Source organism: Planctomycetia bacterium (assembly GCA_034440135.1).
Taxonomy (GTDB): Bacteria; Planctomycetota; Planctomycetia; order Pirellulales; family JALHLM01; genus JALHLM01.
In genome coordinates, this window is record JAWXBP010000135.1 from 1 (window position 1) to 26,810 (window position 26,810).

At 61.5% G+C, this 26,810-nt stretch carries 22 protein-coding genes; 12 read left to right on the top strand and 10 right to left on the bottom strand.

Annotated elements, in window-relative coordinates; genetic code table 11:
* Positions 1 to 331: 331 nt before the first annotated feature.
* The gene (locus SGJ19_07655; GenBank protein ID MDZ4780109.1) at positions 332 to 1,279 is read left to right on the top strand and encodes a tetratricopeptide repeat protein; all 948 of its coding nucleotides are present in this window, start codon (positions 332 to 334) and stop codon (positions 1,277 to 1,279) included.
* Between the two features lie 68 nt (positions 1,280 to 1,347).
* Here SGJ19_07655 and SGJ19_07660 read toward each other — a convergent pair whose 3' ends face one another.
* Positions 1,348 to 1,479: a hypothetical protein gene (locus tag SGJ19_07660; GenBank protein MDZ4780110.1), complete on the bottom strand. Its 132-nt coding sequence runs from the start codon at positions 1,477 to 1,479 to the stop codon at positions 1,348 to 1,350.
* 786 nt (positions 1,480 to 2,265) lie between these two features.
* Between SGJ19_07660 and cls the strand changes: the two genes are divergently transcribed.
* A complete protein-coding gene (gene cls, locus SGJ19_07665; protein MDZ4780111.1) occupies positions 2,266 to 3,705 on the top strand; it encodes a cardiolipin synthase in 1,440 nt (479 codons plus the stop codon).
* 192 nt (positions 3,706 to 3,897) lie between these two features.
* Here the strand turns inward: cls and SGJ19_07670 are convergent, their stop codons facing one another.
* The 3 genes from SGJ19_07670 to SGJ19_07680 form a co-directional block, all read right to left on the bottom strand.
* A complete protein-coding gene (locus SGJ19_07670) occupies positions 3,898 to 4,554 on the bottom strand; it encodes an SRPBCC family protein (protein MDZ4780112.1) in 657 nt (218 codons plus the stop codon).
* Positions 4,555 to 4,595: 41 nt separating this feature from the next.
* On the bottom strand, positions 4,596 to 7,301 hold the full coding sequence (locus SGJ19_07675) for a PQQ-dependent sugar dehydrogenase (GenBank protein ID MDZ4780113.1): 2,706 nt from the start codon (positions 7,299 to 7,301) through the stop codon (positions 4,596 to 4,598).
* 351 nt (positions 7,302 to 7,652) lie between these two features.
* On the bottom strand, positions 7,653 to 9,041 hold the full coding sequence (locus SGJ19_07680) for a hypothetical protein (GenBank protein ID MDZ4780114.1): 1,389 nt from the start codon (positions 9,039 to 9,041) through the stop codon (positions 7,653 to 7,655).
* A gap of 128 nt (positions 9,042 to 9,169) precedes the next feature.
* On the opposite strand from SGJ19_07680, the gene SGJ19_07685 reads away from it, so the two are divergent.
* Positions 9,170 to 10,087: a dihydrodipicolinate synthase family protein gene (locus SGJ19_07685; GenBank protein ID MDZ4780115.1), complete on the top strand. Its 918-nt coding sequence runs from the start codon at positions 9,170 to 9,172 to the stop codon at positions 10,085 to 10,087.
* Between the two features lie 23 nt (positions 10,088 to 10,110).
* Here the strand turns inward: SGJ19_07685 and SGJ19_07690 are convergent, their stop codons facing one another.
* From SGJ19_07690 to SGJ19_07705, 4 genes are all read right to left on the bottom strand, one after another.
* A complete protein-coding gene (locus SGJ19_07690; GenBank protein ID MDZ4780116.1) occupies positions 10,111 to 10,929 on the bottom strand; it encodes a hypothetical protein in 819 nt (272 codons plus the stop codon).
* On the bottom strand, positions 10,926 to 11,996 hold the full coding sequence (locus SGJ19_07695; GenBank protein ID MDZ4780117.1) for a glycosyltransferase: 1,071 nt from the start codon (positions 11,994 to 11,996) through the stop codon (positions 10,926 to 10,928). Before SGJ19_07695 ends, SGJ19_07690 begins: the two co-directional genes overlap by 4 nt.
* Positions 11,997 to 12,108: 112 nt before the next feature.
* Positions 12,109 to 13,203: an N-acetylneuraminate synthase family protein gene (locus tag SGJ19_07700; protein MDZ4780118.1), complete on the bottom strand. Its 1,095-nt coding sequence runs from the start codon at positions 13,201 to 13,203 to the stop codon at positions 12,109 to 12,111.
* Positions 13,204 to 13,333: 130 nt separating this feature from the next.
* A complete protein-coding gene (locus SGJ19_07705; protein ID MDZ4780119.1) occupies positions 13,334 to 14,140 on the bottom strand; it encodes an inositol monophosphatase family protein in 807 nt (268 codons plus the stop codon).
* Between the two features lie 358 nt (positions 14,141 to 14,498).
* Between SGJ19_07705 and SGJ19_07710 the strand changes: the two genes are divergently transcribed.
* Both SGJ19_07710 and SGJ19_07715 read left to right on the top strand, forming a co-directional pair.
* The gene (locus tag SGJ19_07710) at positions 14,499 to 16,763 is read left to right on the top strand and encodes an oligopeptide transporter, OPT family (GenBank protein MDZ4780120.1); all 2,265 of its coding nucleotides are present in this window, start codon (positions 14,499 to 14,501) and stop codon (positions 16,761 to 16,763) included.
* 58 nt (positions 16,764 to 16,821) lie between these two features.
* Positions 16,822 to 18,903 (top strand): S46 family peptidase, encoded by a 2,082-nt coding sequence (locus tag SGJ19_07715; GenBank protein ID MDZ4780121.1) that lies wholly within the window; start codon positions 16,822 to 16,824, stop codon positions 18,901 to 18,903.
* A 235-nt stretch (positions 18,904 to 19,138) separates the two neighbouring features.
* Here SGJ19_07715 and SGJ19_07720 read toward each other — a convergent pair whose 3' ends face one another.
* Both SGJ19_07720 and SGJ19_07725 read right to left on the bottom strand, forming a co-directional pair.
* Complete coding sequence (locus tag SGJ19_07720; GenBank protein MDZ4780122.1) at positions 19,139 to 20,539, bottom strand: hypothetical protein; 1,401 nt, start codon at positions 20,537 to 20,539, stop codon at positions 19,139 to 19,141.
* Between the two features lie 317 nt (positions 20,540 to 20,856).
* Positions 20,857 to 21,126: a hypothetical protein gene (locus SGJ19_07725; protein MDZ4780123.1), complete on the bottom strand. Its 270-nt coding sequence runs from the start codon at positions 21,124 to 21,126 to the stop codon at positions 20,857 to 20,859.
* A 195-nt stretch (positions 21,127 to 21,321) separates the two neighbouring features.
* Between SGJ19_07725 and SGJ19_07730 the strand changes: the two genes are divergently transcribed.
* The 7 genes from SGJ19_07730 to SGJ19_07760 form a co-directional block, all read left to right on the top strand.
* Positions 21,322 to 22,281, top strand: a complete 960-nt coding sequence (locus SGJ19_07730) for a hypothetical protein (GenBank protein ID MDZ4780124.1) — start codon at positions 21,322 to 21,324, stop codon at positions 22,279 to 22,281.
* 72 nt (positions 22,282 to 22,353) lie between these two features.
* A complete protein-coding gene (locus tag SGJ19_07735; GenBank protein MDZ4780125.1) occupies positions 22,354 to 22,773 on the top strand; it encodes a hypothetical protein in 420 nt (139 codons plus the stop codon).
* Entirely contained in the window at positions 22,770 to 23,255 is a 486-nt protein-coding gene (locus SGJ19_07740) for a hypothetical protein (protein ID MDZ4780126.1), read from the top strand. Before SGJ19_07735 ends, SGJ19_07740 begins: the two co-directional genes overlap by 4 nt.
* Positions 23,252 to 24,091 carry a hypothetical protein gene (locus SGJ19_07745; GenBank protein MDZ4780127.1) on the top strand — a complete coding sequence of 280 codons (840 nt, stop codon included), beginning with the start codon at positions 23,252 to 23,254 and terminating at the stop codon, positions 24,089 to 24,091. Before SGJ19_07740 ends, SGJ19_07745 begins: the two co-directional genes overlap by 4 nt.
* A gap of 72 nt (positions 24,092 to 24,163) precedes the next feature.
* Positions 24,164 to 24,583 carry a hypothetical protein gene (locus tag SGJ19_07750; GenBank protein ID MDZ4780128.1) on the top strand — a complete coding sequence of 140 codons (420 nt, stop codon included), beginning with the start codon at positions 24,164 to 24,166 and terminating at the stop codon, positions 24,581 to 24,583.
* Entirely contained in the window at positions 24,580 to 24,912 is a 333-nt protein-coding gene (locus tag SGJ19_07755) for a hypothetical protein (GenBank protein MDZ4780129.1), read from the top strand. Before SGJ19_07750 ends, SGJ19_07755 begins: the two co-directional genes overlap by 4 nt.
* Before the next feature lie 484 nt (positions 24,913 to 25,396).
* The coding region (locus SGJ19_07760) for an endo-1,4-beta-xylanase (protein ID MDZ4780130.1) at positions 25,397 to 26,810 on the top strand (1,414 nt) is incomplete at its 3' end.

Genomic DNA, 26,810 nt, shown 5'->3' on the forward strand with positions numbered 1-26,810 from the left:
CAGCGAGTCACGGTCTACTCAACAACCGCAAACCTCCTGAACTACCATAAGACTGCCCGCAAAGTCAGCCTATTTCATACGGTCCGAACTATCGTCAAAGTCGCACACCCGACTTTGGCCAATCTGGGAAAACTTTGCGGGCGCACCGGCTCCAACTGAGGAAGCAAGCAAGCCGGCGCCGACGCAGCCGCCCGGTTGGGCGAACAGGGATTTTTCCCCGGATATTGTTTCCAACAACCGAAGTCGTATGCTTTTCGTAGTAGACGGGTAGATTGAAACTGCACCTGGCCCGCGGCCGCCGGCCGGTGCATTCGTCCCGGCGCGATGCATCATGCGTTCATTCCCATATCCGCTAGCACTACTCCTTCCGCTGCTGGCGTTTGCCGGTTGCGCCGAGCAAGATCCACTGGATCAGGCCGACGAGCTGATGGGACGCAAGCGATACAGCCACGCCATCGTCGTCTACGACCGTATCTTGGCGGAGAATCCTAAGTCAGCGGCCGCACTCATCGGGCGTGGCCGCGCTCATGCCTCGGCGGGCAAAACAGAGGCGGCGTTGGCCGATTTCTCCCAGGCAATCTTGGTTGATCCGCGCCGCTCTGAAGCCTTCTACCGCCGGGCCGACGTCTACGAAAAGCTGGGTGACATGGCCGCCGCCAACGCCGACGTGGCGAGCGCTCACGAGGTCGATCCGGACTACCGCTGGGCGTTTGCCAACGTTGAAGGACCTTCCGCACCCCGTGTGGACTTTGAAGTGGATGAGGAGTTCGAGGACTGGCAGGCCAGGCAGCCAGAGGCCGAGCACGTGGCGCACGTCGCGGCGGCGGAGGTTGCCGAGAACGACTTCGACGCGTTCAGCGGCGGCTGGTTCGATCTGTCCGAGCGTCAGTCGCGCGATAGCAAACTGGACCGGGAGGCCTACGTCAGCAAATATCAGCCCGGCATGCAGATCGGGGAGTCGGCCGTGCGTTCGCAGGCTGCCAGCGATCCGCTCATGAAATGGAAGACTGCGGGAGACGCTGCGACCGACCCGCGCACGCCGTTTTGGTTGCGTCGCCGCATGGAGTCGTCTGCCACGACCCTGGCCCCGACGACAACGAAGGCCGCGAAGCCAGTGGTCGTGACGCCGCCTGCGCCGGTCCCCAATCCCTATGTGCGAGTGCCGATTCCTGCGCCGGCCGGTAGCGCAAGCGCACAAAACAAGCCGGCCTCTCCGGGCCCTCAGCGCCCCACCGGTTCGCCGTTTCCTCAGGCGCCGGTCCGTAGCACGGGCCGATAGCAAGTTGATTTATCGCCGCTCCGCGAGTCTTCCGCGTGCATGAACCATGCACGTTTAGTTCGCTACCGTCAGCCGGAGGTGCAGACGGCCGCCTGGTCCGAACCGTGCGTGGCCACGGTCGCCTGGCGATTTTTCGCACAGCCCGTGGCGAGCCAAAGTGCGAGGAGCAGGGTCAACGGAAGTAAGGGTTCTCGGCGCATGATTGACGAGCTCCACGGAATCGAGATTAGGGCGAGGCTGGGTTGCAGGCGGTGAATAGCAGCTGCCGGGAGTCACCGTCAATCTCGTTTAGACCTGCGCGCAGCGACAATTGGCACGGCACTTGCTAATAGAGCGTCCGTCGGCAAAACAGTGTGGCGGGGCCTGGTGCGGAGGAGAGGCCTGCAACAAGACTCGCTTAGCTGTCGGGGCCGGTGGAGAAGAAGAGGCAAGTGCAACCTTGCGTGGATCTCGCAGGGAAAGTAGCCGAACAGAGACTGTTCCGGAACGGAAGAGGCACGTTTTGGAACGGGAGAGGCAGCTTTCCTGAGGAACGGAGAGAGGTCATCACGCAAACTCGTCGAGTCGGGAACTGGATGGCAACACCGGTTCCCGACTCACGTGTTGCAAAACGAGACACGCAGAATCGAACACCTGTAGCAAAAAAATACAGTCCACCGTCCTGGCCATGCGACCCCAGTAGCATCGGCCGGGATTTTTTTTGGACTTTTTTTGGGCATTTTTGAGGCTTAACCATCGAGGACACGGTAGGTTTTTGCTTTGAGACGCGCAAGTTCCGAGACGCGGAGGAATTCGAGCGGACAGTAGAGTGACGAGGCAAGTTGCGATTGCGGTTGTCTCACTTTGAGAACTTTCGACATTCGGATTTGATTTGTCATTCGGGCTTCGACCTTCGTCATTTCGCGCTTCGTGACTTGCACAACACTCCTCGGTTGTCGCACTGCGCTTCATGTCAGTCGGTTCTCTGATCGTTTAGACTGGCCGGCATGGACTACTTTTCTTGGTTGGCCGTGCTGTTGCTGGTGGGCGACTGGCTGATTCGGCTTGGGCTGTCGTTTCGCGTGATCATGCGCCGCCGCCCGGTCGGCACTTCGCTGGCCTGGCTTTCGATCATTCTGCTGTTGCCGTTTCTCGGCGGCTTTCTGTATGTGCTCGTGGGCGAGACTTACTTGGGCCGCACGCGCGCCGGGCGAGCCGAGCGCCTCACGGAACGCTTTCGCGGCAAGCAACTCGCCGCGGCCGAGCAGCTCGACGTAAGTCGTTACGGCCCGGGCGGGCGAGCGCTAGCGAGATTGTCGAAGCGGCTCGTGGGACTTGATGCCCAGTCGGGCAATCGCTGGGAGTTGCTGACCTCGGCGCCGGAGTTCTTTGCAAGGCTGATCGCCGACGTCGATGCCGCGCGCGAATCGATCTACCTGCAGTTCTATATTTGGCATAACGGCGGCCTGGCGAACGATGTGCTGGCGGCCGTCGAGCGCGCCGCCAAGCGGGGCGTGCGATGCTGGATCCAGGTCGACGCACTCGGCAGCTCTGCGTTCGTGCGCAGTCCGGCGTTTCGCCAATTGAAAGAGGCCGGGGCGGAAGTTCATGCCGCCTTACCCGTGGGCTTGATACGGCTCTGGTTTCGGCGGCTCGATCTACGGAATCATCGCAAGATCGTCGTGATTGACGAGCGCCTGGGCTATACCGGCAGCCAGAACCTGGTTGATCCTCGATACTTCAAACAAGACGCGCATGTCGGCGAGTGGGTCGACGCGATGACGCGGATCGAAGGCCCGGTTGTCGATGCGCTCTGGCTGACGTTCGCGTCGGACTGGGAACTGGATACCGGCGAAGCGCTGAAGAAGCAACATAGCCTCGCGGTTCCCAGTCAATCGGACGCCATTATGCAGGCGATTCCGAGCGGACCTCAATTCAAGCCGGAAGTGATCAACCAGATCCTGTTGACCGCGGTCTATTCGGCGCAAACGGAGTTGGTCATTACGTCGCCGTATTTCGTGCCGGACGAAAACCTCATGACCGCGCTCACGAGCGCCTCGCTCCGCGGCGTGGCGGTGACCGTCGTCGTGCCGGCGAAGAACGATTCACGCCTGGTGCGGCTGGCCAGCGAATCCATGTCGGGCGATCTCCTCGCGCACGGCGTGCGGATCATGGGCTTCAACGGCGGTCTGCTGCACACCAAGAGCATCACCGTGGACGGACGGATGTCGCTGTTCGGTTCGCTAAATCTCGACCCGCGCTCGCTGTGGCTGAATTTCGAGATCTCGCTGCTGATCTACGACGAAGGGTTTACCAAGTCGCTGCGCAACTTGCAGGAGCGGTACATTCAACAATCAACTGCATTGCGCTTGGACGACTGGCTCGCCTGCTCGCTGACGCGACGCGCCGTGCGTAATGCAGTCCGTCTGCTGGCCCCGCTGCTTTAATTCGGATTCACCACGGAGTCACGGAGGCACGGAGAGGATTCCATTTTGAAACGCGGAGGCGCTGAGACGCAGAGAAGCTTGCGGGGACGCGAGGAGGCGCAAGGGGAAGCGATCGGCGATGTCGCATTTCGTCATTCCACACGGTGTCTCCGTGACTCCGTGGTGAATCCTCTGCATCAGTACGGGATTCTGCTACGCGTTTGCATAAGCTTGAGTTTGCTCCAGCGAGGGTTCGCCGAGCAGTTCAATTACCTTGGTTTGCCGGTAGTCGAAAATCTGTTGAAGTGAGCGATTGACGAACAGCACGTGCGCCAATGAACCCAGCGGGCCTAATGGAACTTCGTAGTCCACACAGTCCGTCATCAGCGTGCCCCCTTCGACCGGCGTGAATTCGTGCAGGTGATGCCAGCGCCGGTAGGGGCCGCGCAACTGCGTGTCCGTGAAGCGGCGGTTCGGCTCGAAAGTTTCAATAATTGACTGCCAACGCACCGGCACGTGCATGATCTTCAGGCGGTAGTCGATCACCGTGCCGCGCTGCAGGAGGATCGGCGCGGGCGTGAGGATCTTGAATTTCAGAAACGCCGGCGTGATCGCCTCCAGGTTCATGGCGTCGGAGAAGAACGCAAACGTCTCCTCGACGCTCCGCGGAATGAATTGCCGGCGCACCAAACGGTATTTCTTGGACACTTCGCTCACCTCGAAACTACGATTGACGATTGCGATGACGCGACTGTGGGGCGCGGCTAAGTGCACACGCAGAAGTAAAAATGCGATGGGCGCCACTGGCGGCTTGTCCGCCAGTGCAGTTTTGATCTCGTTAGCAAGCCCAACTCCAGCACTGGCGGACAAGCCGCCAGTGGCACCCCGCATCCAACTTCATGCGGGTGTACTTAGCGGCCACTCGCGGGCGTGCCGCGCAGCGACATGAGGAAGGCCACGAGATCCACGATCTCGTCCTTCTGCAGGACATCGACGGTGCCGCTGGGCATATTCGAAGTCTCCAAAGGATGCCGCGCTTCGATGTCGGCAATCTGAATCACCACGCTCGGCTCCGTCGACGACGCCGGTCGCACAATCAGTTGATCGGCGTCTTCCTGCTCAATTCGGCCCGTGATCAGGCGACCGTCGACGGTTTCGATGGTCACGCCCGCGTAGCCCGGGGAAATCACTTTCGATGGCAGCAGAATGGCCTCAAGCATCTCCGTCGGTTTGAGCCGCTGGCCGATCGCTGCCAGATCCGGGCCGACCACGCCACCTTCCTTTTCCAGTCGATGACATTGAATGCAGCCCGTCCCGCGAAAATGACGCTCGCCGGCTTCCGTGGAATGGTCCGCGAGTTCTTGCTCCCAACTTGGGGGGAAATCATCGAGCGCCCACTGCTTCACCAATGGCCGATCCGGTGGTAACTGCGCGATCCAGTTTTGAAATAACCGCACGGCGTTCTCGTCATTAACGCGGGAGGCTACTGGCGGCATTTGTCCTGGCCCGCGACGACGAAGCCGCTGCCAAAGCACCGAGCGTTCGGGATCTCCGGGGTGAACGAGCATGGCGTTATCGACGCCAAACGTATCATGTTGCGGACGCGCCGCGACGAGGTTCATCCGCTCTTTCGCCGTGCTCCAGCCCAACTCCATTTTGGCATTGCCGCCGCCGGCCTCCATGTGACAAGCGGAGCAATTCACGTGCAGATATGATCGCGCCCGCGCTTCCAGCGGCTGTTGATCGTCGTAGGGATCGACGAGTCGCGCCGGGGCGTCGTCGTCTTTCGGCAGCGGCGCTGTGAACAGTCCGGCATGTTCCCAGGCGCGCAACTGGTTGTCACGGACAGCGCCGTAGGAATGTTCACGATCCAGTTGCATCGACGCCAGGCCGAGCACGAAGTTGGCGGCGCGACTATGACACGCCAGGCATTCCGCGCGGCTCGGCACGCGCCAGGGTTGTTGGACGTCGCTGCCGTTCTCGCCGCTTACGGCGAGCACTTGGTCGATCCCCTCCTTCGGCGCAAGTTGCGCATCCGTTTGCCGGTCGTTCCAGACGTAGCTGTATGCGTTCCATTCACCTTGCTGTTTAAGCATGACGCGCGTTTCGACGCGACGCTGCAAGAATACCGCGTCGGAAGGCTGCTCCAGCGACAAGGTCTGCACCAAAACGGCGCCATCGGGGAAAGTCCAGCTTCGTCCCGCGTCGTATGTCACCTGCGTTTCATCCGGTAAGGCCGCGAAGCGTTCTACCGTCGCGCCGTCGTTCCAGGCCGGCGCGTTCACCGAGTACGGCACGAGCGCCGGGTCGGCCTCGTGCTTGGCCGTATTGATGAATAGCCCCGTTTCGCTGAGCAGTTGCGGGAAAGCGTTCGGTTGCACGACCGGCGGCGAGACTTCCAAACGAAAAATCCCGCCGGCGTGGTCGACGATCAGTAGCTCGCCGGCGCGGGTCAGGCAGAAGGCCGCAATTTGCAGCGATGAATCGGCCAGCTCTCGGTGCCATTCCGCGCGCTGACCATCGTGCTTCATGCCCCAGATGCGGCCGGTCGAGTAGTCGCCGTAAACGTATGCGCCGTCAAGCGCCGCGAGTTGCTTCCCGCGGTAGACCGCTCCGCCGGTGAGCGAGCGAAACTCAGCGTGGTGGTGCTCGATCGTCGGCGGCGTAAGCGGCGCGGGACCAAGCTGGCGGCCCAAATAAAACGGATGGTTGCCTTCATACACGCTCCATCCATAGTTCTCGCCCGGCCGCACCAGATGCGCGGTTTCCCACAGGTCTTGCCCATTGTTGCCCGCCCAGAGTTGGCCGGACGTCGGGTCATAGCTCATTCGCCAGGGGTTCCGCAGTCCGTAGGCCCAAAGCTCCGGCCGCGCGCCTGGCATGTTGACGAACGGATTGTCAGCGGGCGACGAATAGCGTCGATCGCCCGCAGGACGGTCGATGTCGATCCGTAGCACGGCGCCCAGGAGGTCGTCCACCGTCTGCCCAGAATTCAAGCCGTCGGAATCGCTGGTGCCGTCGCCGGTGGAAATGTACAGCAGGCCGTCGTTGCCGAAGGCCATGTCGCCGCCGTCGTGTCCTGCGGAGCGCCATTCCAGGATAATTTGCTCCGACGCGGGATCGATGCGCGTCGTATCGGTTTGCGTGACCGTGTAACGCGTAATGCGATCCGTCCGCTCCGGCTGGCCGGTCGGGCCGTTCGTGAACACAAACACTTGAGCGTTCGAAGCGTAATCCGGATGAAAGCAGATTGAGTAGATCAACCTGCCCGGCAATTCGAAATACGGCTCGGCGACGGTGGCGTCCTGCCGGTTATCGAAGCGCACGATCCGCGACGGGTGCTCCGCGTCGGTCCCTTCCAGAATCGCCAAGAGATGGCCGGTCGCCGGCTCCTCAGCCAGATAGATCGGCTTTTTCAATTCCAGTTGCTCGAACATCCTCGCCACGGTGTATGGCAGCGGCGGTTCCGGCGATCCGACGAGTTTGGATCGCGTCCAAGGAACGCGCTGCTCGAGGCCGTAAGGCTGATCCGCGAACGATGTGTCCGAGCAGAGCAGGCAAATTGAAACGGCAAGCAAACATTGCCGGACGACAATGCACCGCGAAAGCTGGGCCATAGTCTGATTTGCGCCGAGGCCATCGAAAGCGACCGTCAACGCGCAACCTTCACAGCCAGTCGGCGGCGGCCAAGGCCGATTGTAAACTGCCGCCACGCGCCGACCTAGCCGCCGGAGTGGTGATTCACACGATGACGTCGCAAAGCTTTAGGTCAGGCGCCGCAGTTGAAGACGAAAATCCCTGCGCGAAGATCAAGTACCGCACAACCCGAGCCGATGCCAGGGACGTGCCTGACAGGAGAAGACGCCGATCCGTCACGCACGCCCCTGGCGTGCGTTTGTGGGATGTTACCACGGTTGGCCGTATTGCATACCTATCTGCTTCGATCTGTGCGCCTGACCAGCAGGATTTCACTCAGCGACGAGCTTCAACGCCGCTTCGCCCTTGTAGGCGGGCGATTTCAATTCCGCTTCGCCGCCGCTGTGGGAAATCGATTGCTCGCCCAGCATACTTCCGTCGCGTGTTTCGAACCAGGTTGCCGTGTAGCGGCCAGCAGGGAGTTCGAGTGAGAGCGTGAGTTGATCGCCGCCTTGAAGGTAGGCGGCGTATTCCTTGCCAGCATTGGCAAGCAGGCGGACCGTGACGCCTTCCGGCAGTTCGCTGCGAATCAGCGCATTCTCCGGCCGCATCCGCACGAAGTCGCATCCGTGGATGAAATCGCTGAGCACCTTGAGTTGCTTGCGCAACGTTGGGCTGCCGCCGCCGGGCGACTTGGTGTACTGCTTCGTGCCGTCCGGGTGCGTCACGCTGAAGGAGTAGTCGAGATTGCTGAATACCGCGCCGCCGGCCAGGATGAAGTCCCAGGCTTCGCGACGATAGAAATCGTCGCCCGTGCCGTCAAAGCCGGTCTCGTCGTCGCCGATCACGCGATTCAAACCGAAGTTCTGCGCCACGGCATCGGGCGGGTGCGCGTAGTGGAAGTTGAGGATCGAGACGAGGGGATTCGGTTCCTTCACCTCTTGCGTGCCATTGGCGATGTTTTGCGCGATCAAGTGCTTGGCCGACAGGTCCGCCTCGGTCGCGGCGATCTTCTTTGAGACGGCTTCGCTCCATTCCTTGGTGACGTTTGTGAAATACGGCTCGTTGCAGATCTCGAAATAGACGTTCTCGAAATCGCGCAATTCACCGACGACCTTTTGCACGAATTTCATCTGCACGTCGTGCAGCGCCGGCTCCTGCATGGCGAGGAATTCCTCGCGCTTGATCTTGCCGATGCCCTGGATGTTGTTGGCCGCGTTCATGGGGCTGTGCTGGTGCAGCCCGTCGTCGTACAGCACGCAAAACAGCACGTACTCCACGACGATGCCGCGTTCGCCCGCCTGGGTGACGAAGTCTTTGAGGCGCGCGAAATACGCGTCGTTCCAACGGTGCAGGTCGAACTTGTTGCCGCCATCGGCGCAGCCCGGCTGATCGGAGCGGGCCCAAGGGCAAACAAAATCGACCGGCTCGGGTCCGAGCGTGTTTTCTTCGATGTTGAACGAGCCGGGGATTTCGCGATACGTGCCGGAGAACGTGCGTGTCAAATTTAAGCCGTGCTCGCGGAGCGTGTTCAGATAGCGCGAATAGTCGAACTTACCGTTAAGGACCGCGCCGTAATGTTCGCCGGAGGTGATCAGCACCGTCGGGCGACCACGAAACTCGAAATAATGCGGGTTCGCCGGATGCAGCTTGATGGGCTCGGCGGCCGTGAGGGCCGTCGTGGCCATGGCGGCGATCAACAGGGTCAGGCAGCGCGACATACGTTCGCTCCGGATGCTGGCGGCGCGGATGGCATTGCTCGCGTCGCGTCATGGTGCGGTTTCTAGGTCGCGACTATGATAACAGGCTTTCGCCCCCGAAAACCCCCGCGCCGCCCCGATTTTTCGCCATGACCGCTGAACTCCCGCGCCCCCTTCGCGGCATTGTGCCGCCGCTTGTTACGCCGCTGGTCGACCGAGACGCCCTCGACGTGGCCGGGCTGGAGCGTTTGATTGAACACATCCTGGCCGGCGGCGTGCACGGACTGTTCATCCTCGGCACGACCGGCGAAGCGCCCAGCCTGAGCTACCGCCTGCGCAATGAAGTCATCCGTCGCGCGTGCCGACAGGTCGCCGGGCGCGTGCCGGTGTTGGTGGGCATCACCGATACGTCATTCATCGAGACGATTCATCTGGCGCAGGCGGCGGCCGCGGCCGGAGCGCAGGGCGTCGTGCTGGCGCCGCCGTATTACTTCACCGCGGGGCAGAGCGAGCTGCTGGCCTATCTCGAGGCGCTCGCGCCGGAGATGCCGCTGCCGTTGTATCTCTACAACATGCCGAGCCACACGAAACTGGTGTTTCAACCGGCGCTGGTGCGGCAAGCGGCCGACTTACCGAACGTCGTAGGGCTGAAAGATAGTTCGGCGAACATGATCTACTTCCACGAATTGCTGCACCTGTTCGAGGGGCGACGCGACTTTTCGCTTCTCGTCGGTCCTGAAGAATTGCTGGCCGAGACCCTGATGCTCGGCGGGCATGGCGGCATCAACGGCGGCGCCAACTTCTTTCCGCGCCTGTACGTGGACCTCTACGAAGCCGCCCGGGCGAAAGATCTCGATCGCGTCGGCGTACTTCACCGCCAAGTGATTCGCATCAGCACGACGATTTACAGCGTCACGCGCGATAGCTCCAGCTACCTGCGCGGCCTCAAATGCGCGCTCTCCTGCCTGGGCCTGTGCGACGATTTCCTAGCCGAGCCATTCCGCCGTTTCGGCGAGGAAGAACGCGAAAAGATCCGCGGCTATCTGGCGGATTTGAAGCTGCTTTAGGCGTTGAAAAGCGTGCGAAGCGCTTACGGCCGTGGCGCCATGGCCATCATGTAAGCCATGAGCTCTTCCTCCGGGCGCGGGCCGAGTTGCTTGAGTTGCTCGGCTAACGGACGGTCGCTGCCGTCGGCGCGGATCGCGCGGAGGTGCGCCTGTAAGAGATTGACGCGCGCTTCGTTGGTGTTGAGCAAGAAATGGACCCAGGCCCAGCTTTCGGCATAGTCGATCTGCTCCATGTCGCCGACGGCGGTGAGGCTCTCTAGCCGCGCCAAGTTCGGACGCCAACCGCCTTGCATCAGCCGCGAGGTGAGCTGCTCGATGTGCGGCGCATTGCGGTGATCGGCGGTCTCGAAGTATTCGGCCAGTCCTTCATCGAGCCAGAGCGGAATCTTGGGCGCGATCGAATGCAGGTAGCCGTGCGTGACTTCGTGGCGCAGATCTTCGACCACGTATTCGCCTGAGTAGGCGAAGACCTTGAGCCCGTCCTCTTCCGCCACGAAAAAAGCCCGGCGTTCCGGCATGTCCGGATATTTGGCAGTCGTGTACTTGCTGTACCGGGCTTCATCGCCGAAGAGATAAACGTGTACCGGATCGCTCGACGCCGGGAGCGCCAACGTACCGAGGATTTCCGGCCGCATGCCCGTCAGTTGATCGAATAGTCGCCGTTGTTCGGCGTTATCGAAATCACTGTGCACGACGAGTTGTTCGCGCGATATTTCATTGTCCATCGTCAACGTGCGCGAAAACATCCACGGATAGTTTGCGCAACCGCCGGCCGTCGTCGCGACCAAGATGGCCATAGCAGCAAGATACGTCTTGCGCAAGTTTGCATCACATCGTTTCATGCCGCCGCCTCCACATAGCTGACTGGCGTTCGGTTCTGACTGGACGTGAAATGCGTTCCCTCAAGGCGTTCTGAGCCGTGTCCCAGAATGAGTGAGGCGAACTCTTCGGACCAACGAGCTACGCTGTATCGCGCATTAACCAGCGCTCGGGCCGCGGCCCCCATGCGGCGACGCAAGGCCGCGCAATAGGCAAGCTGCCGCACCGCTTCGCTCCACTCTTCCGGCGTGCTGGCCAGAAAGCCGGTCTCGCCCGGCACGATCATTTCCCGGTTCATCCCGACTGGGTTTCCCACGACGGGCAAACCGGCCGACATATACTGCAACACCTTCAGGCCGCATTTGCCTTGGCTCCAGGGATCGTCCGGAAGCCAATTAATGCCGATATCGGCCGCGGCGATGTTCGTCGCTTCCGAACCGCGCGACCACTGCACCGCGCGAATTGGCAAGCCAGCCAACTTGGGAAAGCGATCGCAGATCACACGCAAACCTAATCCCGGGATCGCATCCGCCGCGGCCGCGAGGCACGCCTCAGCTTGCGACAGCGATGGCAGCGTGCTGTGCTGGCCGATCCAGACCAGCTCGATTCCTTCGCCCTGGCGTTCATGCCGGGCGACTGGATAGTGATTTGGCGTCACGCAGGTCGGCAAGACCGCGACGCGGCAGGGTTCGATGTAGGTTCGCGCGCGGTTCGCGAGGTATTCATTGCCAGCGACGACGAGGTCGGCGGCATAGACGGTCGCCCAGAAGCGCGACAGCCGGGTCCAGCTTTCGGCCGGTTTGCGGCTATAGCTATCGCGATGGAACAAGGCGTCGTCGAAATCGTAAATCAGTCGTTGAGCGCAGCGCCGCAGCAATTGCAACTGCCAAATCGGCAACAACTTGCGTTGCAGGATGACCATATCGGCGCGGCCGGCCTGGCGGAATTGTTGCAGGCGTCCCCAGGTCGTGGTGGCGAGCGGCAACGTGGTTAGCAGCGCCCCACGCTCAGCCAAGGCGCCGGCAAAGGCCTCAATGCGATACCGGCAGCAGACGTGGTCGGCTCCTTCGGTCAGCGCCAGAACCTTCATTCCACACTCCATTGCGGGGCGGGCATCCACAGCCGGACTTACCACCTAGGGGGGCGGATCGTAGCAAACCAGCCCGGGCGATAGAAGTCCAGTCCCGACCACCCCGTGGCAGCTACATGCGGGCTTTGGGGAGAACCTTTGTCTTCGGCGCCTCGGTCGAGACATCGTCCAGAGTGAGCAAGTCGTCGACCGCAATGTCGCCTCGGGCGTGGTGACCAACCACCGCGTGACGTTCGGTCCAGTGAATCCCGTCGCCGGGGCATTTGAGCGTCAGCATCTCTGCTTCGATGCGCGTGCCGGCCGGAATCGCGACACGGGCGACCAGGCTGCGCCCCAGCCGCGCCCGAATGGGAGTCACCGCCTGCGGCACCGGCTTGGAAGCATCGCCGAGCGCCGTTTCCGAGGCGCGAAGGTTGCCAATCAGTTCGCGCAACTCATCGGGTTCCAACGAACAGGCGTGGTCGGAACCTTGCGCGGCGCGGTCGAGCGTGAGGTGTTTTTCGATGACCAGGGCGCCGAAAGCAACCGCCAAGGGCGCGATGAGAATCCCAGGCGAGTGATCCGAAAAACCGACCGGGACTTGGTAACGATCGGCCAAGGTTTGAATGCTGCGGAGATGCACGTCTTCGAGCGGCGTGGGGTAGAGCGACGTGCAATGCAACACGGCCCAGCGGGCGCGACGCGCATTCAGCACTTCGGCCGCGGCGTCGATTTCCTCCAGCGGCGACATTCCCGTCGACATGAAGACGGGCAGGCCGCGCGCGGCGATGTGATCGACGAGCGGCAAGTTGTCCACGTCCCGCGAGGCGATCTTCAAGCCATCGACACCGATGCGGCAATAAGCGTCGACGCTCGCCAGGTCGCAGCCCGTGCCGATGCACAACAGTCCGTGACGACGCGCGCGTTCGGCCAGCGCCGCGTGATCGTCGATGGTCAACTCCAACGCGGCGCGGTGTTCGCCATAGGTGCGGCCGTAGGCGTGACGCGATTGATAGGGGCGCTCGCGGGCGTCGCGAGATAACTCGCTATCCAGGTCGCGCTTGACCAGTTTGACAGCGTCGGCGCCAGCCCAAACGGCCGCGTCGACGAGCTGTTCGGCCAACCGGCGGCTGCCGTTATGATTCTGGCCGATTTCCGCGACTACCAGCGCGCCGTTGCGTGGACGATTTGACGGCGTGGGAAACCAATTCCAGAGCGGATTGATCACAGAGAGAATCCCTTCTCCTAGCGACTGCGGTTCGTCATGGTGCGCCAACCCTGGCGCACGAAGCGCGACGAGTGTATCAATCGGGCCCAGCTAGCGTCAAGCTTGCCAGCGATCACTTGCTAGCAGCTGATTAGCGCTTGCGAGTTGCACTGCGCGTGATCGAAAGAATCTCTTCGAGCACCTTGCCGTTAGTGCCGATGCCTTCCTGGCTGTGGATGGTCGGCTGGCCGGACCAGTCCGTGAAGGTGCCGCCGGCTTCTTCGAGAATCGGCTGAATGGCGCCGGCGTCCCAGACGTTCATCACGGGATCGATCATCGCCTCGGCACGCCCAGTGGCCACGAGCAGGTAGCCGTAGCAATCGCCCCAAGTGCGCGTCAGCCAGGAGGCGGCTTCCAACTGGCGAAACGCTTCGCCGCGCCCGCAATTCGTGAAGGTGCGCAGCTCGCAGTAAGTGAGTAGTCCGTCGGATAGCTTGACCTTCTCACTGACGCGCGCCGGTTGCGGCGAACCGCCTCGAACGACGTGCCAGGCGCCCTGTCCTTTAGCGGCGTAAACCATTTCGTCGAGCCCCGGCATGTGAATGACGCCGATCACGCTGGCTCGCTCATGTTCGACGCCGACTAAGGTGCCATAAAGCGGTACGCCGGAGATAAACGACTTGGTACCGTCGATGGGATCGAGAATCCAGCGATAGCCGGAAGTACCCGGCGTGTCGGGAAACTCCTCGCCCAGGATGGCGTCGTCCGGAAAGGCCTTGCTGATGCGTTCGCGGAGGTGCAACTCCGAGCCGCGGTCGGCTTCGGTGACCGGCGTGGCGTCTTGCTTACGTTCAATGTGATATCCGTCCGTGCAAAAATAACGGAGCGTGATATCCCCCGCCTCGCGCGCGGCCGCGACGGCGACTTCCAACCGGTCTTTGAGCGCCTTCTCGTTCATGTCGCAAAGCTAACTGGCGGCGGACCCGCGAACAAGGGGAAGGGGGCGGAATGGGAATGACGAAGGTCCAAATCCGAATGACGAATCAAATCCGAATGTCGAATGGAGGAAACCGCGGGAAAAAGTCTCCCTTGCCGGGAGACGCCATGGACCAAGGTCTAGTTCATTCGACATTCGTCATTCTAGCTTGATTCGACATTTCGGATTTCGACCTTCGTCATTCCCCCGCCTCGCCTGGCCAATTTCTTAGCCGGCTGGCCCACCGGTCCTTGCAATCCGAGGGCTGACCCGGCAAGCTATGCACGAGGCGCGCGGGTTGGCGCGCCCGCAACTAGCTCGCTGGCCTGAAGGATGCAGCATGGCGAAACAGAAGCCCGCGCCGCCGAGCGCGCCGGAGCCGGAATTCCAGCCGTTCGTGCCGGCCTCCGCCGAGATGCCGGAGTTCACCTGGTCGGCGGTGATCCTGGGCGCGGTGCTGGGCATTATCTTCGGCGCCTCATCGCTCTACCTGGTTCTTAAGGTGGGGATGACGGTCTCCGCGTCGATTCCCGTAGCCGTACTGGCCATCACGCTGTTCCGCCTGTTCTCGCGCGTGACCGGCATGCGTCGCGCAACGATCCTGGAAAACAATATCGTCCAAACGACCGGGTCAGCCGGCGAGTCGATCGCGTTCGGCGTCGGCGTGACGATCCCGGCGCTGATGCTGCTCGGGTTCGACATGGAAGTCACCCGCGTGATGACGGTCGGCGTCCTCGGAGGATTGCTGGGCATCCTGATGATGATCCCGCTGCGCCGAGCGTTCATCGTGCGCCAGCATGGCAAGTTGCCGTACCCGGAAGGCACGGCCTGCGCAGATGTGTTGATCGTCGGCGAAAAAGGCGGCGCGACCGCGGCGACGGTGTTCGCGGGGTTTGGTATCGCATTCGTTCACAAATGCATGGAGCAGATCCTGCATCTTTGGCGCGAAGGACCGATCACGCGGCTGTACACCGCCGATGGACGCGGATTGCGCGGCGGCGCCATTGGCGGTGAATTAAGTCCCGAGTTGCTGGGCGTTGGCTACATTATTGGGCCTCGCATTGCTTCCATCATGCTTGCCGGTGGCGTCTTGGCTTACCTGGTGCTCGCGCCCATCTTCTTCGTCTACGCCGGCCCAGTCGACCAGCCGCTCCCGCTCGACGCCCGAGGCATTGGCGGCATGGTCAAACAATTGAGGGACGACTACATCCTATATATCGGCGCCGGCGCGGTGGCGACGGGCGGATTGATTAGCATGATGCAGGCGTTGCCCCTGATCTTTGGCGGTATCGCGAGCGGTCTGCGCGATCTTCGTCGCACCAAGGAGGGCGGTGACAATCCGGTGGAAAAGCCGCGCACGGAACGCGATCTGCCAATGGGAGTAGTTCTGATCGGCAGTTTGGTATTGGTACTACTCATCGCTGCGGTTCCCCAGATGGGATTAGGCTTTAACCCGCGCGGCCTGGTCGGTGCGGGAATGATTGTCTTGTTCGGCTTCCTCTTTGTCACGGTCTCGTCGCGATTGACCGGAGAAATCGGCTCGTCGTCGAACCCGATTTCGGGAATGACGGTCGCGACGTTGTTGCTCACTTGCCTGGTATTTTTGCTCATGGGTGAAACAGGCAAAATGGCGACGATTACCGCGCTCACCGTTGCGGCGATCGTCTGTATCGCCTCCTCCAACGGCGGCACGACGGCCCAAGATTTAAAAACCGGCTTTCTGGTTGGTGCCACGCCTAAGTACCAGCAGTGGGCGATCATGATTGGCGCACTAACGTCCGCGCTCGTCATGGGAGTGACGCTCTTGCTCTTGAACAGCGCTGGTACCGTTTATTCGACGAAGGATTTGCCGGCCTATGTGCATCCCGAAATCAGTTCGTTGACGCACTTGGAAAAATCTGGCGGACAATACTCATCCGATACCGCGACGTATCACGTTTGGCATGCGCTCGAAGGCGACGCCGAAGGTGTCCGGCCTGGAAAATACTTGCTCGATGACAACGGCAATATCAAGTATCTCGTCGATCCGGCAATCAATGGACGGCTGGCCGAGACGGACGACGGCCGCCGAGTCACCAAGTTCGAGGCGCCGAAGACGCGACTAATGGCGATCATCATTGACGGGATCTTGAATCAGAAGCTGCCGTGGGAGTTGGTGCTGATCGGCGCTTTGATCGCCGTCACGCTGGAATTGGCCGGTGTACCATCGCTGCCATTCGCCGTGGGCGTCTATTTGCCGATTCAAACTTCATTGCCGATTTTCCTGGGCGGCATGTTGAGGTGGATCGTTGACCGTTTCACGAAATCCGCCGCCGCGGAGTCCGAATCGAGCCCTGCAGTGCTGCTATCCAGCGGCTTCATCGCTGGCGGATCTTTGGCGGGCGTCTTGCTGGCATTCATCGAATTTGCACGGAGCAATAGGGAATCGTCGACTGCTATGCGCTGGATCAGCGACGCGGCGGACAGAATGAGTGTATCCAGTGCGCCAGGCTCAGTTCTATTTGATGGAAACTGGCCGCCGATCATCGCATTCGGCGCACTCGCGGGAACGCTCGTGGCCGTAGGCTTTTTCTGGTCGCAGCGCAATGCAAAAACTAAAGTTTGACACGGCCTGACCCAGCGGTCACTGAATCAAATATCTCTTTCCACGGAAAGGACGCAGTATGCGAAGCATTCTCTCTTCCGCCCTGGCGGCGATCCTGTTGGCGGTGATTGCCATGAATACGAAGCTTCCGGCCGATGAAGGCATGTGGTTGTTCAGCAACCCGCCGCTCAAGCAGCTCAAGGCCAAGTATCAGTTTGAACCGGGCCAAGCTTGGCTCGAGCATCTGCAGCGCTCGGCCGTGCGGTTCAACAGCGGCGGTTCAGGGTCGTTCGTCTCGCCAGACGGTCTGGTGATGACGAACCATCACGTCGGCGCCGATGCCCTGCAAAAAATGTCGGACGCCGATCACGATTACATCGCCACCGGCTTCTATGCCCGCAACGGGGCCGACGAAGTGCCGTGCGTCGACCTGGAATTGAACGTCCTGCAGAGCATCGAGGACGTGACCGAAAAGGTGAACGCCGCGGTGAAGCCGGGCCTGCCTCCGGCGGAATCGCAGCTCGCGCGGCGGGCGATCATGAACACGATCGAGCAGGAGTCGACGGAGAAAACCGGCTTTCGCAGCGACGTGATCACGCTCTATCAGGGCGGGCAGTATCACCTCTACCGCTTCAAGAAGTACACCGACGTGCGGCTGGTCTTCGCTCCGGAAAAGGACATCGCCTTCTTTGGCGGCGACCCGGATAACTTCGAGTTTCCGCGCTACGACTTGGACGTCTGTTTCTTCCGTGTCTATGAAGACAACAAGCCAGCCAAGGTCGAGCACTACCTCAAGTGGAGCGAAAAAGGCGCGGCGGATCAGGAGTTAGTCTTCGTCGCCGGGCATCCGGGACGGACGAGCCGACTGAATACCGTGAAGCATTTGGAATTCATGCGCGACCGCGTCGTCCCCACGTCGCTCAATTTGATTCGCCGCCGCGAGGTGTCATTGAAAAACTATGCCGATAAGTCGCTGGAGAATTCCCGGCAGGCTCAGGACGAGTTGTTCGGCTATCAGAACAGCCGCAAGGCGCGGCTCGGCGGTTTGGCGGGACTGCAGGACCCGACGCTGATGGACGCCAAGCGCGCCGCGGAATCGGAATTGAAAGCCGCCGTGGCGGCCGATCCGAAGCTCAAGGCGTCTGCCAACGTCTGGAGCGACATCGAGCAAACGCTGCTGATCTGGGACGGGCTGTACAACGAAAACTATCTGATCGAAACCGGGCAGGCCTTCAACAGCGACTTGTTCCACAAGGCCCGCACCTTGGTGCGCATGGCCGACGAATCCGCCAAGCCGAACGATCAGCGGCTGCGCGAGTTTCGCGAGTCGAACCTCGATTCGATTAAGCAGGAGCTGTTCTCTGAAGCGCCGATCTATCCGGCTCTGGAAACCGCGAAGCTGGCCGATTCGCTCGGCATGATGATGGAAATGCTCGGCGCAGATCATCCCGTCGTGACCGCGACGTTGAATGGCAAGTCCCCGCGCGACCGCGCCGCTGAGTTGGTGAACAACTCGAAGCTGGGCGACGTGGCGGTGCGAAAACAATTGTCCAAAGGGGGACAGCCGGCGATCGCCGCATCAACCGACCCGATGATTCTGCTCGCTAAGCAAGTCGACGCCGCGGCCCGTGAAGTTCGCAAGAGCTACGAAGACCAGGTCGAAGAGCCGCTGCGTCAGGCCTACGCGAAAATCGCCGACGCCCGCTTCGCCACGCTCGGCACCGACACGTATCCCGACGCCACGTTCACGTTGCGGCTGGCGTTCGGCATCGTGACGGGCTTTCAGGAGAACGGCCAGCAGATCCCGCCCTGGACCGTGATGGGCGACACGTTCGCGCATGCCGAGGCCCATGGCAACATTGATCCCTTCAAGCTGCCCGAAAGCTGGCTCACGCAGCGCGGGAAGATCAAGGCCGATACGCCGTTCAACTTCGTGAGCACGGCCGACATCATCGGCGGCAACTCCGGCAGCCCGGTCGTGAATCGCGCCGGCGAAGTCGTCGGCATCATCTTCGACGGCAACATCCAGTCGCTGGTGCTCGATTACGCTTACAGCGACGTGCAAGCCCGAGCGGTGTCGGTCCACAGCGCGTCGATTATCGAATCGCTGCGCAAGCTCTACGACGCTGGCGCCTTGGCGGACGAGATTCAAGGGAAATAGCGCGGCGAATTCCAATAGAGATGCGTAGGGCGGGCCGGCGTAAATCGATCGGCTTGGTTGGCCCAACGGTCGTTGAAAGCCCGTACGCTTCGCGATGTCAACAACGAGGCCCGCCGTCCAACACGGCGGGCCTTACTTTTTGGATGGGAACAAGTTTTTCGCTGCAGCGGGACTGGAACGGCTGGAGGCATTTCTCCCGCGCGCGGCCCGCGCTACGCCTGTTTGCAATCAACGGCTATTCCCCAGGCAATGGCACTTGCTGAATAAATGCCTCGTATTGCCGGTCGAGGTCGGCGTATTCGGTTTCGGTGAGTTCGCTGAGCGTGGTGGCGCGGTCGCGGCCGGTGTAGACGGCGAGGATATATTGCATCGCCGCTTCGCGGTACTTGCCGTCGAGGCCGTGCAGCAGGAAGTGCGTCATCGCCGTCGACTGGCTGTAGATGCTGCGAATTTTCGGGTTCTGCTGCAATTCGCTCATGCCCAGAGCGGTTAAGTCGGCGAGCGGCAAGTAGAACTGGTCGTCGGTGTAGCGTTGTCGCGCGGCCAACAAGCGGACCGTGTCGAGCCCGCCGGTGATCCACCGCCCATCGCGCTCGCGCAGCGATTCCATGTAGCAGGCGATGCCTTCGATGATCCAGAAGTTGCCATCCGCGCCGACGCCGCGGGCAATCGGCCGGCTTTCGCCGAACAGTTGGTGCGTCGCCTCGTGGTATTGCGTGGCGACGTCTTCTTCCTCGGCCGCGAAGAAATAGGCCGTCTCCTTTTCGCCCAGATAGAAGCCGGTCGTGATCTCAATCTGCGCCGCGTGTGCGCGCAGCTCTGACAGGTATTCAGCGCGATCGCGATAATAGACGACCTGCAGTCGCCGGGCGGGCGCCGCAAGGGGCTTGCGCACGAAGGCCTCGGCGATTTGTCTTGGCGAGGCGTAATAGGTCACGAACAATTGTCGCCAGACGGCGTGCAACCGTTCCAAGCGGGTCGCCAGCTTGACGCCCGCTTCGAGGCTGTGGTTCGTGCGGATCGAGTAGTGTTCGGTTTGCACCAGCCAACCGCGCGCCAACTCGGAACGTAGCTCCGCCTCCTTTTCCGCGGAGATCCAGCCCTTCAGGTAATAGCGCTCGCCGGCCTCGTAGCGCGCAACGTGCTCCTGCGGCAGCCATCCGAACTCCGCATGCCAGATCTGGCCGGCGCGGTGCTTTTCGGCTTCAAATCGCGTCCGCCACGCCCCTTCGATCAACGTGTAACCCAATGACTTGCGGGCCAGCGCGTGATCCGGGTTTTCGCGCAGCGTGTTCCAAAGTGTTTGGTAGGCTTCGCCAGAACGCCCGGCGCCGACGGCTTGCTTGGCCTGCTCGTAAAGTTCGTCCGCGCGCTCGCTCCGCAATTTGGCGAACCGCACAGGCCAGGAGTTTTCATCGCCCGCGCTCGCATTCAGCGGCACGAGCGCTTCCGGCAGGACGGGGTAGAAGCACTGCGAATCGCGCGGCGCGGCCCAAGCGCGAATCGCCGCCGCTTCGTCCGTCAGTCCTTCGTTCGCGCAATCCGTGGCGAGCGTTTCCAGGCGTTCACGATAGCTCGTCCGGGAAGGTTCTGCGGCTTGGCCATTCGTCACGGTGACGAGGACGATCGCCCACACTAGCCCGACGCGCCAGCGAGGGAGAATTGACGTAATCGTTCGACGACGGGTGCCTGGGGCAGGGGCAGTGAGCTTTCCGGTCGAATCATCCAAATCGCTGGGGCTTCGTTGATCCTGGGCGCGACGATTTGCGATGCCCCAGTGGTAGCGACCTCGGCATACAGCAACCGCGGCCCCAGCCCCAGGCGCCCGCGTCTTCGGATTTAGACCAGTTACTCGGGTCGCTGAATGCCGCATCGCTCGTTCCGGGTGTGCCAACTGCCGTCTTGCGATTATACCACTTGGCCGGAACGGGCCAGCGATCGAGATGGCTCAGGCTATTGCCCGGAGAAGGGCCAGAAGGACCAGCGGGCGCGGGTGGGCTCGGGATTCGAGGAGACAAATTCTCGCGGCCGCGCGCCGTCCATCGACGCCGTGCTGTCGGTCTCCGGATAAATATCCCAGCGATTCGCGCGGCGCTGCTGGTAGGCCGCGGGGCCGGGATCGGCAAAGTCCGGCATGTCGAGCGGCGGCGGCGTGCTGCAACCAGCTGCCCAACCGAGCGGAATCAGCAGGTAGACAAGCCGTCGCGGTTGACGAAGCGGCATGGTTCGGACCTCGGTTCGGGAATGTTCTGCAGGCAGCCGTCCGGCGCGGCGAGGATTCTAGAGAGTGCGGGCCCGACAACCCAGAGGAATCCGCGCGGCCGAATTCGCCCAGCTTCGTCCAATCCCTTATTTTGACAACGAATCCTGTGTGGCTTACAACCATCTGCCATGAACTACACAACAAGGCGCTTCGGAATGGTTCTCGCCGTCACCCTTAGCTGGGCGATTCACGGCTCTCCATGCCCCGCGCAGCCGCTGCCGGCGGCGCTCAACGAGCAAGCGGATCCGCGCCCGCCATTGGACGATGCGGAGTTGCGCTACTGGCTATCGAACATGCTCGGCGATCACCGGTTTACCGCCGAGGAAGCGGCCGCCGCGACGGGAATGTCTCCGGCGGAAGTGGACACTGCCGCGGAACGGTTGGGCGTTACACGCGAGCCAGCGCCCAAGACCGCTGGCGGCAACGTGAAGGTGCTGCCGTATCCGGGCGGGCGACATCCGCGGATTGGGTTTTTGGACGGGGCCTTGCGTCCGCAGCGCGAGACGAAGGTGAGCGTGTTCGCCCCGTGGGATGATCGCAGTTACGTGGTAATCGACGTACCCGAGGCGATCTGGTGCCAGCATGGACTGCTATACTTGGCGCATTCGCACATCGACACGATGTGGACGAAGCAAAAGATCGAGCTTGAAAAACTGGAATGGCGCCGGCTCAAGGATGGAAAACTCGAAATCGAGCGCCGGCTCCCGAACGGCGTGACGTTCGGCGCGCGCGTCACGCCGCAACCGGATGGCGTGGCGATGGAATGCCAGCTTCAGAACGGCTCCGACGAAACGCTAAGCGACCTGCGCGTGCAGATGTGCGCGATGCTCAAGGGTCTGGACGGATTCGCCGCACAAACGAACGACAACAAGCTCTTCCGCGGCGACTACGCCTGCTGTCGTTCGCCAGACGGCAAACGCTGGGTGATCATGGCCTGGACGCCCAATCAACGCACCTGGGGCAACGCCCCGTGCCCTTGCTTGCACAGCGACCCGCAGTTCCCGGATTGCCCGCCGGGCGAAACCGTCACAGCCCGCGGGCGACTTTGGTTCTACGAAGGGGAAGCGATCGAAATGAAGTTACGGGAATTGGAAGCTTCGCAGTGGCGCGAGTAGTTGACGAACGCGACTTCGCTGCGATTGATTCGGAATAGGCGATTGCTCGCGCGCAGGTGTAGAATCGCGGGCATGAAACCACGCTTCTCCATCCTCACGCTGCTGGGCGTCACCGCTTATGTAGCGATCAACGCGGCCGCGTTCCAAAGCCTCGCGGTTTGCGCTGTGGCTCGCTGGTTGTGGTGGGGCCTGATGTTTCTGGTGCTGATCGTGGCCACCGGACGAACCTCGGGGCGGACGGTCTTCGCACGAGGGCTGTTGTTGTCCGTCTTATTCGCCTTCACCGCCATCACGTATCACAACGCCCATCTCTGGCCATTGCTCAACTGGTTGGAGAACCTCACCAACACGCTCGCCGGCACGTCCGCCGACGAAGACGTTTACTTTCTGGTGATTACCAACGCCACGCTGGCCTTCGGGCTAGTTGGCGGGGCGTTGTCGCTCTGGAGATACCGCGTGCTGGAACGGCGCGAGAAGGAGGGGGCGGAATGAAACCACGGTTTACTTTACTTACATTGCTGGGAGTGATAGCGTGGGTGGCGGTGAATGCCGCTGCATTGAGGATCAACGGCGATGCGTGGTCGAACGTCGCGTTTTTTATCTGGCTGGCAATTCTGGTAGTCGCCGCTATCTATGCAGCGCAAGATTCGTCGGGAATCACGGTATTTGCAAGGGGCATGGTACTGGTGACATTGGTGTATGGCGCCGCGACATTCGTTTATCGAATGGTCCATTTCGATCAACCGCCGTTACCACATGTCTATGTTGCCGGCGCAATTCAAAGTCTGACTTCTGAGTGGCCCTATCCGAACGATCGATTTTGGTTCGATCCGTTTGCTGCGGGCACCGGTAACTTGCGAATCTACCTCGTCGCATTTCAAAATGTCTCGCTAGCGTTCGGCCTACTCGGCGGCTCGCTCGCACTTTGGCGATATCGCCTGCTGGAACGACGGGCGAAGGAGAAGGCGGAATGAAACCCCGGTTTTCCATTCTTGCGTTGCTCGGCGTCACGGCTTATCTGGCGGTGGCCGCTGCGGGACTGATCTACCCTCTTTCGATTTGGAACACACTGAGTTTCTGTCTTTGGATTGCCGTCTTGGCAGCGTTGGCAATTGAAGGGGCAAACAGCAACTCGGGCGGGTCTACTTTCGCTCGGGGAATGCTCGCCACGTGCCTCATCTATGTGGCCGTTGCCACCCTGTACGAAGGCCGCGACTACGTTGACGAGCGGTTCCTCGACAGCGAAAAACGTGCGATGCCGCACTACGCGATCCTTCTCATGTCTCCTGAACCGAGATGGGAATACGAGGACTACGGAGAATTGAATCTCAAGCTGTATCGCTGCGGTGTAGCGAACGCTTCATTCAACTTTGGCTTACTCGGCGGCTCCCTGGCACTCTGGCGATACCGCGTGCTACAACGACGGCCAAAGGAGCAAGCGGACGGCGTGGCGATGGAATGCCGCCTGCAAAACAGGTCCGACGAAACGCTCTCCGATTTGCGCGTGCAGATGTGCGCGATGCTCAAGGGGCTGGAAGGATTCGCCGAACAGACGAACGACAACAAACTGTTCCGCGGCGACTACGCCTGCTGCCGCTCGCCGGACGGCCAACGCTGGGTGATCATGGCCTGGACGCCCAACCAACGCACGTGGGGCAACGCACCCTGCCCGTGCTTGCACAGCGACCCGCAATTCCCGGATTGCCCGCCGGGAGAAACCGTCACGGCCCGCGGGCGGCTTTGGTTTTACGAAGGGGACGCGATCGAAGAAAAGCTGCGCAAGTTGGAAGAATTGAAGTGGCGCGAGTAGTTCGCAGAGGCGATTACCAACCCCTTGATTCGGAATAGGCGTTTGCTCCGGTGCAAGGGTACAATCGCCAACATGAAACCACGTTTCTCCATCCTCTCCTTGCTGGGCGTCACCGCTTACGTGGCGATCAACGCGGCCGCGTTCCAAAGCCTGGCGGTTTGCGCTGTGGCGCGATGGCTGTGGTGGGGCCTGATGTTCCTGGTGCTGATCGTGGCCACCGGACGAACCTCGGGGCGGACGGTCTTCGCGCGAGGGCTGTTGTTGTCCGTCTTATTCGCCTTCACCGCCATCACATATCACAATGCCCACATCTGGCCACTGCTCAACTGGTTGGAGAATCTCACCAACACGCTCGCCGGCACGTCCGCCGACGAAGACGTTTACTTCCTGGTGATTAACAACACCGCGCTGGCCTTCGGGCTAGTTGGCGGGGCGTTGTCGCTTTGGCGCTACTGCGTGCTGGAACGGAGAGCCAAGGAGTCGACGGAATGAAACCGCGCTTCTCCATCCTCACTTTGCTGGGCGTCATCGTTTACATCGCGTTCATGCTGGCGTTCGCGACGAGCTTACCGGTCGTGGAACGGGAACGCGTGGTCGGCCGCTTTGGCTATGACTCGCGGGTGGAGTTTTTCACCAAGCGGCGACCGCCGACGAGCGGGGAAGCGATCCGTCGGCTGGCGTACCTGACCGTCGGAGTCGTGCCGGTGGTCGGTTTGTTTCTCTTCGCCTTCCGGCCCAGTCCAGACTATCCGCTCATTTCGCTGCGAAGTCGCAGCGGCGAGAAAGAGCGGGCGCTGTTGCCGCGGTCAAATCAAGAGTAGTGCGCGGTCGACGCCGTGGTCCCGCCAAGGCGAATCAGACGTTTGGCATCGGCAGCCTGAACAACTGTGGGAGGCGTCTCCGACGCCGATGGATTTAGCACTCTTTGCGAGAAAAGCAGGATACGCAATTCTCGCATCATTCGAATCGGCGTCAGGAGACGCCTCCCACAGTCAAATGCGAATCCGCCTTGTTGGACGAATCCTGAGCGGGGCTTTCTCCTGCGCTGGAGGGTAGAACCAACTGAAATGGGACTCACCTGGCTTGAAATCGTCGTCCTGCTCACGATGGCCGTGGTTATTTTCCGGATCAAGCCGTTCCGCTGGCAGCAGTAACCGCAACTATTTCAACCGGTCTCCCCACCCCCAAATCCCAGCCAACTTGTGTCCCGCTCTCCGCTTCGGTAGACTCGCGTAAATCTACCGCCGGAGCAGCTTGGACGGGCGTGCGGCGGCGTCCGCCACGCGACTGGGGAGTGAACGATGTATGGGACTGATTCGCTTTTTGGTCCCGCCTCCCAGCAGTCTGTCCGTACAGGCCCATGAGCGGGCTTTTGCGACCGGAATCGACCTGGTGCCCTGGCGTTGCGAAACCCGGCGCACGGCGAACGAAATCCAGCTGACCCGCTCGGTCAACGACTCCGGCAACTTCCATATCCCCTGGATTGTGCCGGGACGCGGCGAAATCATGCTGCAGACCTGCACGCTCGTGGAGCGGGCCGAGCCCTACCTGTTCGCCGTTGAGCTGGCCCGGGGCAAAGTCAACCAGCTCCGCAACCAGGCCGCCGACTGGCAGGCCATTGGCCTCGTGGTCGACGACGATGTCTGGAACAAGCTGCGGGAAGCGACCGAGCATTTCGCCCGGGCGGCCGTGGGCCAGCACAAGGTCGCCGAAGCGATCGAGGCCGCGCAGCAGGCGCTGGCGCTGGCTTTGGACGGCAGCGACGCGCTCGCCCGCTGCTACGTCGACCAGGCCCTGGCGGTCCGCCGGCGGCAGACGCCACAGTTGCCGACTGTATTGGCCGCGGAACTAGCGGCTCCGCCCACGGGCAAAGGGACCGAGGCCTTCCTGGAAGGCTTCAACGCCGCCTCGATTCCAATCGTGTGGCGGGAGATCGAGGCGGTCGAGGGGGCGTATCAATGGACGCGCCCGGACAAGTTGATCGACTGGTGCGTGGCGAATCGCCGGCCGGTCATCGGCGGGCCGCTGTTGCAGCTCGACGCGCATACCCTGCCCGACTGGCTCTGCCTGTGGGAAGGGGATTTCGACAACATCGTCTCCGTGGTGCGTGACTTCATCGAGACGGTCATCAGCCGGTATCGCGGCAAAGTGGCCGCCTGGCAATGCGCCGCCCGGGTGAATACCGGCCGCGCCCTCGCGCTCTCGGAAGAGGAACGCCTCCGCCTGGCGGTGAGCACAATTGAAGCGGTCCGCCACGCCGATCCGAACACGCCGGTGATCTTACGATTCGATCAACCGTGGGCCGAGTACATGGCCCGCACGGACGTCGATCTTTCGCCGTTGCACTTCGCCGACGCGCTGGTGCGGGCAGGGCTGGGACTGTCCGCCATTGGGCTCGATCTGAGCATGGGTTTCACCGGCGCGGGGAGCGCTCTGCGGGATCGGCTGGATTTTGCGCGATTGATCGACCTCTGGAGTTGCCTCGGCTTGCCGCTGTTCGTGTGTCTCACGGCCCCCAGCGGGATGGCTGCCGACCCCGCAGCCTGGGGCGCGGCGAAACCGGACGCCAACGCCATCTCCGGCGGCTGGAACGCCGCGGCGCAAGCGAAGTTCGTGGACGATTTCCTGCCAATCCTGCTGGCCAAACCGTCGGTGCAAGCCGTGGTGTGGAACCAATGGAGCGACGCCGAACCGCACGAATTCCCGCACGGCGGATTGG

What these genes read in the sequence shown, in the direction of transcription:
- SGJ19_07655 (MDZ4780109.1), top strand. Translation starts at nt 332, where the DNA reads ATGCGTTCATTCCCATATCCGCTAGCACTACTCCTTCCGCTGCTGGCG.
- SGJ19_07660 (MDZ4780110.1), bottom strand. Translation starts at nt 1,479, where the DNA reads ATGCGCCGAGAACCCTTACTTCCGTTGACCCTGCTCCTCGCACTTTGG.
- cls (MDZ4780111.1), top strand. Translation starts at nt 2,266, where the DNA reads ATGGACTACTTTTCTTGGTTGGCCGTGCTGTTGCTGGTGGGCGACTGG.
- SGJ19_07675 (MDZ4780113.1), bottom strand. Translation starts at nt 7,301, where the DNA reads ATGGCCCAGCTTTCGCGGTGCATTGTCGTCCGGCAATGTTTGCTTGCC.
- SGJ19_07680 (MDZ4780114.1), bottom strand. Translation starts at nt 9,041, where the DNA reads ATGTCGCGCTGCCTGACCCTGTTGATCGCCGCCATGGCCACGACGGCC.
- SGJ19_07685 (MDZ4780115.1), top strand. Translation starts at nt 9,170, where the DNA reads ATGACCGCTGAACTCCCGCGCCCCCTTCGCGGCATTGTGCCGCCGCTT.
- SGJ19_07690 (MDZ4780116.1), bottom strand. Translation starts at nt 10,929, where the DNA reads ATGAAACGATGTGATGCAAACTTGCGCAAGACGTATCTTGCTGCTATG.
- SGJ19_07695 (MDZ4780117.1), bottom strand. Translation starts at nt 11,996, where the DNA reads ATGAAGGTTCTGGCGCTGACCGAAGGAGCCGACCACGTCTGCTGCCGG.
- SGJ19_07705 (MDZ4780119.1), bottom strand. Translation starts at nt 14,140, where the DNA reads ATGAACGAGAAGGCGCTCAAAGACCGGTTGGAAGTCGCCGTCGCGGCC.
- SGJ19_07710 (MDZ4780120.1), top strand. Translation starts at nt 14,499, where the DNA reads ATGGCGAAACAGAAGCCCGCGCCGCCGAGCGCGCCGGAGCCGGAATTC.
- SGJ19_07715 (MDZ4780121.1), top strand. Translation starts at nt 16,822, where the DNA reads ATGCGAAGCATTCTCTCTTCCGCCCTGGCGGCGATCCTGTTGGCGGTG.
- SGJ19_07725 (MDZ4780123.1), bottom strand. Translation starts at nt 21,126, where the DNA reads ATGCCGCTTCGTCAACCGCGACGGCTTGTCTACCTGCTGATTCCGCTC.
- SGJ19_07730 (MDZ4780124.1), top strand. Translation starts at nt 21,322, where the DNA reads ATGGTTCTCGCCGTCACCCTTAGCTGGGCGATTCACGGCTCTCCATGC.
- SGJ19_07735 (MDZ4780125.1), top strand. Translation starts at nt 22,354, where the DNA reads ATGAAACCACGCTTCTCCATCCTCACGCTGCTGGGCGTCACCGCTTAT.
- SGJ19_07740 (MDZ4780126.1), top strand. Translation starts at nt 22,770, where the DNA reads ATGAAACCACGGTTTACTTTACTTACATTGCTGGGAGTGATAGCGTGG.
- SGJ19_07745 (MDZ4780127.1), top strand. Translation starts at nt 23,252, where the DNA reads ATGAAACCCCGGTTTTCCATTCTTGCGTTGCTCGGCGTCACGGCTTAT.
- SGJ19_07750 (MDZ4780128.1), top strand. Translation starts at nt 24,164, where the DNA reads ATGAAACCACGTTTCTCCATCCTCTCCTTGCTGGGCGTCACCGCTTAC.
- SGJ19_07755 (MDZ4780129.1), top strand. Translation starts at nt 24,580, where the DNA reads ATGAAACCGCGCTTCTCCATCCTCACTTTGCTGGGCGTCATCGTTTAC.